At 65.9% G+C, this 9,786-nt stretch carries 5 protein-coding genes and 1 pseudogene; all 6 read left to right on the top strand.

Features of this window, described 5'->3' with window-relative positions; genetic code table 11:
- Positions 1–309: pseudogene (locus V9L20_RS15130) on the top strand (methyl-accepting chemotaxis protein); the annotation flags it as partial.
- A 50-nt stretch (positions 310–359) separates the two neighbouring features.
- Positions 360–2,018: a methyl-accepting chemotaxis protein gene (locus V9L20_RS15125; protein ID WP_337297205.1), complete on the top strand. Its 1,659-nt coding sequence runs from the start codon at positions 360–362 to the stop codon at positions 2,016–2,018.
- Between the two features lie 118 nt (positions 2,019–2,136).
- Entirely contained in the window at positions 2,137–3,852 is a 1,716-nt protein-coding gene (locus V9L20_RS15120; protein ID WP_337297215.1) for a methyl-accepting chemotaxis protein, read from the top strand.
- Between the two features lie 42 nt (positions 3,853–3,894).
- Positions 3,895–5,625, top strand: coding sequence for a methyl-accepting chemotaxis protein (locus V9L20_RS15115; RefSeq protein ID WP_337297204.1), 1,731 nt, complete (start codon positions 3,895–3,897; stop codon positions 5,623–5,625).
- A gap of 24 nt (positions 5,626–5,649) precedes the next feature.
- Positions 5,650–7,713 (top strand): methyl-accepting chemotaxis protein, encoded by a 2,064-nt coding sequence (locus tag V9L20_RS15110; RefSeq protein ID WP_337297203.1) that lies wholly within the window; start codon positions 5,650–5,652, stop codon positions 7,711–7,713.
- Between the two features lie 114 nt (positions 7,714–7,827).
- Positions 7,828–9,786 (top strand): flagellar hook-associated protein FlgK, encoded by a 1,959-nt coding sequence (gene flgK, locus V9L20_RS15105; protein ID WP_258502120.1) that lies wholly within the window; start codon positions 7,828–7,830, stop codon positions 9,784–9,786.

The following is a 9,786-nucleotide window of genomic DNA, read 5'->3' as shown; positions in this document are numbered from 1 at the left end:
GTGACCGACATCATGGGCGAGATCACCGCGGCCAGCCAGGAGCAGAGCACCGGCATCGAGCAGGTGAACCAGGCCATTGCGCAGATGGACCAAGTCACGCAGCAGAACGCGGCACTGGTCGAAGAAGCAGCGGCCGCAGCCCAGTCGATGCAGGAGCAGGCCGCAAGCCTGGTGGAAGCGGTGAGCGTTTTCAAGCTGGACCCGCTGCAACAGGCCGCGCCTGCCTCCCGCCAAACGGGCCCCACTTACACAAGCGCACCGCGGGTGGCGTCCGGCGCGCACAACGGCATGAGGCTGGTCGAAGCGTAAGCCTTTCAGGGCATTTCGATCGCCTGTCCATTTCACTTCATCACCCCACCATGAACTTCCTCTCCAACATGCGCATCGGAACGCGCCTGGCCATCGGCTTTGGCCTGGTCCTCGTCCTGACGCTGGTCTCGGCCGCCTTTGCGCTGATCACCGCACGCAGCAATGCCGAAGCCACCCGCCAGATGATGCAGAGCCCGCTCGCGAAAGAGCGGCTCATCTCCGACTGGTACGTGCTGACCTACTCGGCCATTGCGCGCACCGCGATGATCGCCAGGAGCACCGACGAATCGCTGCCCGTCACGTTTGCCGACGTCATCTCCGACAGCGTGAAGAAGGGCGGGGAAACCATGGCCAAGGTCGAGGCCCTGCTGGTCACCGACCTGGAGAAGTCGACCTTCAAGAACATCGTCGAGCTGCGCGCCAAGTACCAGGCCGCCAAGGACGCCGTGCAGAAGGCCAAGACCGGCGGCAACCCCGCGGAAGCCGAGGCCGCCTTCAAGAACACGTTCATGCCGGCCGCCAAGGCTTATGAAACGCGCGTGCTCGAACTGCTGGCCCTCGAACGCAAGGCCATCGACGACATGAGCCATGCGATCGACGAGGCGAATGCGCGCAGCTTCAACCTCCGCATCTTCTTGACCGCGCTCACGCTGGTGTTGGGGGCGCTTTGCGCATTCCTGATCGCCCGCAGCGTCACGCGGCCTCTGGGCCATGCGGTCAAGGTCGCGGAAACCGTGGCAAGCGGCGACCTGAGCTCGGCCATTGAAACCGGCTCGCGCGACGAGACCGGCCAGCTGATGAATGCGCTGAAGCACATGAACGAGAGCCTCGCCAAGGTGGTGGGCGAAGTGCGCACCGGCACCGATGCCATTGCCACTGCCTCGGGCCAGATTGCCGCGGGCAACCAGGACCTGTCTTCGCGCACCGAAGAGCAGGCCAGCTCGCTCGAAGAGACGGCTGCGTCGATGGAAGAGCTCACCAGCACCGTCAAGCAGAACGCCGACAACGCCCGCCAGGCCAACCAGCTCGCGCTCTCGGCCTCCGAGGTTGCGGTCAAGGGTGGCGGCGTGGTCAACCAGGTGGTCGACACCATGGCGTCGATCAATGCTTCGTCCAAGAAGATCGTCGACATCATCGGCGTGATCGACGGCATCGCGTTCCAGACCAACATCCTGGCGCTCAATGCGGCCGTGGAAGCCGCCCGTGCCGGTGAACAGGGCCGCGGCTTCGCGGTCGTCGCTTCCGAGGTGCGCAACCTTGCCCAGCGCTCGGGCGCAGCGGCCAAGGAAATCAAGGGCCTGATCGACGACTCCGTGGGCAAGGTCGAGGCCGGCAGCCGCCAGGTGGCCGAAGCGGGCCGCACGATGGACGAGATCGTGGACAGCGTCAAGCGCGTGACCGACATCATGGGCGAGATCACCGCGGCGAGCCAGGAACAGAGCACCGGCATCGAGCAGGTGAACCAGGCCATCGCGCAGATGGACCAGGTGACCCAGCAGAACGCGGCGCTGGTGGAAGAAGCAGCCGCCGCAGCCCAGTCGATGCAGGAGCAGGCCGCCAGCCTGGTGGAAGCGGTGAGCGTGTTCAAGCTGGACAGCAACGCCGCAACCCGCCCGCTCGCACAAGTGCACGCCAAGCTGCAGCCGGCGCTGCCATCGCGCAGGACCATGCCCGCGCTGGCTACCGCCGGTGGCTGGGAGGCTTCCTGACCGCCGCGGTTCCGCGCACTGCAAGGCACCGGCCAATGCGGCCGGCGCACACAACTCTTTTTACGGCAAGTGCGCGTTGCGCGCCCTTGCCCTTTCCTGATCTTCTGGAGTCATGAGCATGTTTCTGAGCAATATTTCCATCGGCAAGCGGTTGGCCGTCGTGATTGGCGTCATCCTCGCCCTGTCTCTCACGAGCAGCGTGCTTGCCGTGCTGAAGCTGCGGCAGCTCGGCGCGGAAATCAATGCCATGGTCGAGAAGAACATCAAGACCGAGCGCGCGGGCGCCGACTGGCTGCGCAACACCACGGCGGGCGTGCAGCGCGCCGCGGCCATCGCCAAGAGCAGCGATTCGAACCTCATTGCCTACTTCGCGCCCGCCACGGCCCTCTCCATCAAGGAAACCAACGACCTGCAGAAGTTCATCGAAGAACAGATGGACACGCCGGAAAAGAAGCAGGTCTACGACAAGGTCGGTGAGCTTCGCAAGGCCTACCTCGCGGCCCGCGAAGAAGTCAGCAAGGCCAAGCTGGCCGGCGACATGGAAGGCGCCAACCGGATCTTCAACGAGCGTTTCGAGCCTACGTCGCGCAGCTATCTTGCCGGTGTCCAGCAGATGGTGGACGCCGAGCGCACGCAGCTCGACGCCGCGGCGGAACGCAGCAAGGAGACGCGCGCCAGCACCAGCCTGATCCTGATCGTCTGCGGCGCGCTGTCGCTGGGCCTCGGCCTGGTGCTCGCCTGGCTCCTGGTTCGCAGCATCACGCATCCGCTGCGCCGCGCGGTCGAAGTGGCCGAAGCCGTTGCCGCCGGCGACCTGACCAGCCGCATCGAAGTGACGACCCGGGACGAAACCGGCCAACTCATGCACGCCCTCAAGGGCATGAACGGCAGCCTCGCCAAGGTGGTGGGCGAAGTGCGCACAGGCACCGACGCCATCGCCACGGCCTCGGGCCAGATTGCCGCAGGCAACCAGGACTTGTCTTCGCGCACCGAAGAGCAGGCCAGCTCGCTCGAAGAGACGGCCGCTTCGATGGAAGAACTCACGAGCACCGTCAAGCAGAACGCCGACAACGCCCGCCAGGCCAATCAGCTCGCCCTTTCGGCCTCCGAAGTGGCCGTGCGCGGCGGCGGCGTGGTCAGCCAGGTGGTGGACACCATGGGCTCCATCAATACATCTTCCAAGAAGATCGTCGACATCATCGGCGTGATCGACGGCATCGCATTCCAGACCAACATCCTGGCGCTGAACGCGGCCGTCGAAGCCGCCCGTGCCGGTGAACAGGGCCGCGGCTTCGCAGTCGTCGCCTCCGAAGTGCGCAACCTTGCCCAGCGCTCGGGCGCAGCGGCCAAGGAAATCAAAGGCCTGATCGACGACTCCGTCGGCAAGGTCGAGGCCGGCAGCCGACAGGTGGCTGAAGCGGGCCGCACGATGGACGAAATCGTGGACAGCGTCAAGCGCGTGACCGACATCATGGGCGAGATCACGGCTGCGAGCCAGGAGCAGAGCACCGGCATCGAGCAGGTGAACCAGGCCATTGCGCAGATGGACCAGGTCACGCAGCAGAACGCGGCATTGGTCGAAGAAGCAGCGGCCGCAGCCCAGTCGATGCAGGAGCAGGCCGCCAGCCTGGTGGAAGCGGTGAGCGTGTTCAAGCTGGACAGCAACGCCGCCATCCGACCGCTCGCGCAAGTGCACGCCAAGCTGCAGCCGGCGCTGCCATCGCGCAAGCCCATGCCGGCGCTGAAGGCCCCGACGCGGGCGGCGGCGGAAGCCAAGTCCCCTCCCAGGCTTGCCGCAGCCCATGCCTCGTCAGGCGACTGGACCGAGTTCTAAAAGAGTTCCAACGACTTTCAACGTCTCTCAGGAGGGAAAAAAATGAAATGGTTCCAAGGGCTTCCTGTCGCCGCCAAGCTGGTTCTCAGCTTTCTCGTCGTCGCGGCGGTGGGCGCGGGGGTCAGCGGGTTGGGCATCTTCCACATGGGGCGCATCAACGCCTCGACCGAGAGCCTCTACAACAACGACCTGCGCGCCATCAAGGCGGTGCAGGCGGCCAACATCCACCTGCTCGATGCCAGCCGCGCGCAGATGGGCCTGCTGTCGGCGGGCACCAAGGGCGAGCGCAACGTCGGCTTCAAGGAACTGAAGGAAGCCGTGGCGGCGCTCGAATCCAGTGTGGCCGATGTGAAGCCGCTGCTCGAGCAAACCAACGAGGGACGCGAGCTCCACGAGCAGTACCAGAAGCTGATGCCGCCGCTGAAGAAGCACCTGGCCGATTTTGCGGACCTCATCGCGAGGCAGACGCTGGACAGTTCGCAATTCGAAGGCAACGTGCCCGAAGAAAGCGCGTTGCTGCTGAAGGAATCTCGCGCGCTTGAAAAGGTGCTGCAGAACATGGTGGCATTCAGCGACCAGCAGGCTCGCGCCAGCATGGAAGACGCCGCCGGCACGTTCAAGCACTCGCGGCTGCTGATGCTGCTGCTGGCACTGGCCGGCGTTGCCATCAGCCTGGGGCTCGGTGTGGTGGTGGCGCGGCTCCTGGCGGGCCAGCTGGGTGGCGAACCGGGCTACGCGGCCGATGTGGTCGGCCGCATCGCCAGCGGCGACCTGACGGAAAGCGTGCAGGCCCGCACGGCCCGCAGCGGCAGCCTGCTGTTCTCCATCAAGCGGATGCAAGACCAGCTGACCGACGTCGTCGTGCGGATCAAGACATCGAGCGATGCCATCGCTACCGCCTCGGGCCAGATTGCCGCGGGCAACCAGGATCTGTCATCGCGCACTGAGGAACAAGCCAGTTCGCTCGAAGAAACGGCTGCCTCGATGGAAGAACTGACGAGCACCGTCAAGCAGAACGCGGACAACGCTCGCCAGGCCAACCAGCTGGCCCTCTCGGCCTCCGAAGTGGCAGTCAAGGGCGGCAACGTCGTGGGCCAGGTGGTCGACACCATGGCCTCGATCAATGCCTCGTCCAAGAAGATCGTCGACATCATCGGGGTGATCGACGGCATCGCGTTCCAGACCAACATCCTGGCGCTCAATGCCGCGGTGGAAGCGGCCCGTGCCGGTGAGCAGGGCCGCGGCTTTGCCGTGGTGGCCGCCGAAGTGCGCAGCCTCGCACAGCGCTCAGGCGCCGCCGCCAAGGAAATCAAGGGCCTGATCGACGACTCGGTCGGCAAGGTCGACGTGGGCAGCGCCCTGGTCGGCGAAGCCGGCAAGACCATGGCCGAGATCGTGGGCAGCGTGAAGCGCGTGACCGACATCATCGGCGAGATCACGGCGGCCAGCCAGGAGCAGAGCACCGGCATCGAACAGGTGAACCAGGCCATTGCGCAGATGGACCAGGTGACGCAGCAGAACGCCGCGTTGGTCGAAGAAGCAGCGGCCGCAGCGCAGTCGATGCAGGAGCAGGCCGCGAACCTCGTGGAGGCGGTGAGCGTGTTCAGGCTCGAAGCCGGCGCACACGGCGGCCATGCCACTCGCATCGAACCTTCGCACATGCACGAGGCGCCAGCCCGGCCTCTCGCGAGCTCGCGCAAGAAGGAGGCCATTGCCTCCACACCTCCCCTGGCCCTGGCCCGCGGCACCGCGGGCGACTGGACCGAGTTTTAACCACACCTCAACAGGAGGCCCCTGATGAACGCAGCAGCCACGGATTCGTCCCAGCCACAGCGCCCCTTTGTCTCTTTGGCGCGCACGCTGACCGTCAGGGTCACCATTGCCATCTTTGCGGTCACGGTGTTTCTCCTGGGCGTGTTCTACGTCATCGGCTCTGCGCAACAGCAGCACAGCGCCTCGCAGTACGCCAACGCCAAGGCCGAGGCCATCGCCCGCTCGCTGGACATCTTCGACCGCACCATGCAGATGACCGCGGAGAACGCATACGGCGTTTTCCGGCGCCAGTTTGCGGGCACCTTCGCGGTCGAAGATGCGGCGCAGGGCGTCGTCAGCAGCTTCGGCGTGGCAATCAACGGAGGCAGCACCGCAGAGGTGGATGCGTTCGCACGCGACTTTCCCGGCGCCAACGCCACGGTGTTCGTGGCCCAGGGCGAAGACTTCCGCCGCGTGACCACGTCGGTCAAGAAGGAGAACGGCGAGCGCGCGATCGGCACGCTGCTCGACCGCAAGAGCGCCGCATATCCGCTGCTGCGCTCGGGCAAGCGGTTCGTCGGCCGCGTCACGCTGTTCGGGCGGCCCTACATCACGGTCTACGACCCGGTGCGCGACGCTGCGGGCAATGTGGTTGCGGTGCTCTACATCGGCCTGGACATCTCGCAGCAGCAGGCTTCGTTCGGTGAAGCTGTGGGCCAGACCCGCATTTTCGACACGGGCGGGCTCTACATCGTCAACCCGGGGGCGGACCCTGCCGCGGCGACGATCGTCTTCCATCCGACCGCGGGCGGAAAAAAACTTTCCGAAGTGCTCAAGGATGCCGAGGCCGCGGATTGGATCGGCCGGCTGAAGAGCGATGACGCCGAGTGGCTGGACAACGCGCCCGCGGTGCTCTTGCCGGCGCAGCAGGAAAAGCACTACGCATCCGTGAGCAAGAGCGAAGCCACCGGCTGGCTCGTGGTGGCGGAAGTCCCCGCTTCGGAGGTGATGGCCGAGCTCTACCGCGAGATGACCCTGCTCGGCGGCTTCATCGCGCTGGCTGCGGTCGTGCTGGGCGCGGCGCTCATCATCTTTCTCCGGCGGACCGTGCGGCCCCTCAGCGTGTTGGGCGAACACGTGCAGACCATCGGCCAGGGCGATCTTTCGCGCCAGCTGAGTTCGAACCGCCGCGACGAGATCGGCGTCATCACACGGGCCGTCGAATCGATGCGCGCCGGCCTGGCCAACGTGGTCGGCGGCGTGCGCACGGGCACCGACGCCATCGCCACCGCCTCGGGCCAGATTGCCGCGGGCAACCAGGATTTGTCTTCGCGCACCGAAGAGCAGGCCAGCTCGCTCGAAGAGACGGCGGCTTCGATGGAAGAACTCACCAGCACCGTCAAGCAGAACGCCGACAACGCCCGCCAAGCCAATCAACTCGCGCTTTCGGCCTCCGAAGTGGCCATCAAGGGCGGCAACGTGGTGGGCCAGGTGGTCGACACCATGGCCTCGATCAATGCCTCGTCGAAAAAGATCGTCGACATCATCGGCGTGATCGACGGCATTGCCTTCCAGACCAACATCCTGGCGCTCAACGCGGCAGTCGAAGCCGCGCGCGCCGGCGAACAGGGCCGTGGCTTTGCCGTGGTCGCATCGGAAGTCAGAAGCCTGGCGCAACGCTCGGCCGCCGCGGCCAAGGAAATCAAGGGCCTGATCGACGACTCGGTCGGCAAGGTCGACGTGGGCAGCGCCCTCGTGGGAGAAGCCGGCAAGACGATGGAAGAGATCGTGAGCGGCGTCAAGCGGGTGGCGGACATCATCGGCGAGATCACGGCGGCCAGCCAGGAGCAGAGCACCGGCATCGAGCAGGTCAACCAGGCCATTGCGCAGATGGACCAGGTGACGCAGCAGAACGCGGCGCTGGTCGAAGAAGCGGCGGCTGCCGCCCAATCAATGCAAGAGCAAGCCGCCAGCCTCGTGGAGGCGGTGAGCGTGTTCAGGCTGGAGCCCGCCGCGAGCGAAGGCCGCGCCGCATCGACAGCGCCGAGTGCCTCGCACCGCGAAGTCCGCGCCCTTGGCACCGGACACCAGGCTCTCGCCCAGGTCTGAATGCGAAACGCAAAAAGCCTTCAACTTTCGCGCCTCCTGCCGATAAACAAGCAACAGGTGTCCGAACCGGCACCTACCGTCCAAACAAAAGAAACGTTTTACAGGTAAAGCCTCATGTCGATGTTCTATACGGGCCTCTCGGGCCTGAGCGTGGCGCGAACCGCGCTCATGACCACGGCCCACAACACGGCCAACGTGTACACCACCGGCTACAACCGCCAGACGGCGCTGGTCTCTTCGCTCGGCGGCACGGTCACCGGCGCGGGTTTTGTGGGCAATGGCGCGCGCGTGACCACGGTGCAGCGCAGCTACGACCGCTATCTGACGTCCCAGCTCAACGGCGCGGAGGCCGCAGGCGCGGCGCTGGCGAGCTACGGTTCGCAGATCAACCGCATCGATTCGCTGCTGGCCGACAAGACCGCAGGCATCACGCCTTTGATGCAGAGTTTCTTCGCCAGCGTGCAGGACGTGGCCAACACGCCGGCCGACCCGGCCGCGCGCCAGCAGCTCATCAGCGCGGCGCAGTCGCTGGCCAACAAGTTTCGCTCCACCGACCAGTACCTCACGGACCTGAACAGCTCGGTCAATGAGCAGATCGAAGGCAGCGCCGCCAAGATCAACACCTACGCCACGCAGATCGCCAGCCTGAACCAGCAGATCAGCCAGCTCAGCGCCATGGCCGGCGGCCAGCCGCCCAACGACCTGATGGACCAGCGCGACCAGCTGGTGAGCGATCTCGGCAAGATCGTCGACGTCAAGGTGATGGAGCAGGACAGCGGCCAGTACAACGTCTTCATCGGAAACGGCCAGACGCTGGTGCTGGGCGACCGCGCCGCGAAGATGCAGTCCGTGCAGTCCGCCGCCGATCCCACGCGCCAGTCGATGGCGCTGGTCGGCCTGACCGGCACGGTCTCCGAACTCAACGACAACGTGCTCACCGGCGGTTCGCTGGGCGGGCTGCTGGCCTTCCGTTCTGAAACGCTCACCAGCACGCAGAACGCCGTCGGCCGCCTCGCAATGGCCCTGGCCAGCGAGTTCAACAACCAGCACAAGCTTGGCGTGGACCTGAACGGCGCGCTGGGCACCAACTTCTTCTCCCAGGCCGCGCCGGGCGTGTTCTCCCATGCAAAGAACGCCGGCAACATGGTGCTCGGCGCCAGCGTGACCGACACCTCGCAGCTCTCGACCAGCGACTATTCGGTGCAGGTGAAAGACGTGGCCGGCACGCTCACCTACACCGTCACACGCCTGTCCGACAAGCAGGTGATGGGCGACTACACCGCGTTCCCGGCCAGCTTCGACGGCGTGAGCCTCTCGGTGGCCAGCGGCACCGCGCAGGCGGGCGACTCGTTCCTGGTGCAGCCCACGCGCACCGGCGCGCGCGACATGGACGTGCTGGTGCGCGAAACGGCCAAGGTGGCCGCCGCGTCACCGATCGTCACCGGCAAGACCGTCGGCAACAAGGGCACGGGCGCCCTGAGCCCCGCCGTCGTCAACGCAGACTACCTGGCCGCGCCGCTAGCCGCAACGGTCACGCTCGCCTATGACGCGGGCGGCAACACGCTGTCGGGCTTTCCGGCGACCTCGCCCGTCACGGTGACGCTGGCCGACGGCACTTCCACCACCTACGCCGCGGGCACGGCCGTGCCTTACACCGCCGGTGCCGCCATCAGCTTCGACGGCATCGAGGTCAAGCTCACGGGCGCACCCGCGCAGGGCGACACCTTCACCATCGGCAAGAACGTGGCCGGCGTGTCGGACGGCAGCAATGCGCTGAAGCTCGGCGCGCTGCAGCGCAAGAACGCCATGGACGGCGGCACCTCCACCTTCAACGGCGCCTTCGCCAAGCTGGTGAGCGAGGTGGGCAACCGCTCCATGGAGATTCGCGTGGCAACGCAAACGCAAGACAGCGTGACGGGCCAGATCCGCGCGAGCCGCGACTCGATCTCGGGCGTGAACCAAGACGAGGAAACTGCCAACCTGCTGATGTACCAGCAGATGTACCAGGCCAATGCCAAGGTGATCCAGACCGCATCGACCATGTTCGACGCCATCCTGGGCATCCGCGGCTGA

Source organism: Variovorax sp. CCNWLW225 (assembly GCF_037204045.1).
Classification (GTDB): Bacteria; Pseudomonadota; Gammaproteobacteria; order Burkholderiales; family Burkholderiaceae_C; genus Variovorax.
Note: the sequence above shows the minus strand (reverse complement) of the source record. Positions and strands in the feature narration are given on the sequence as shown.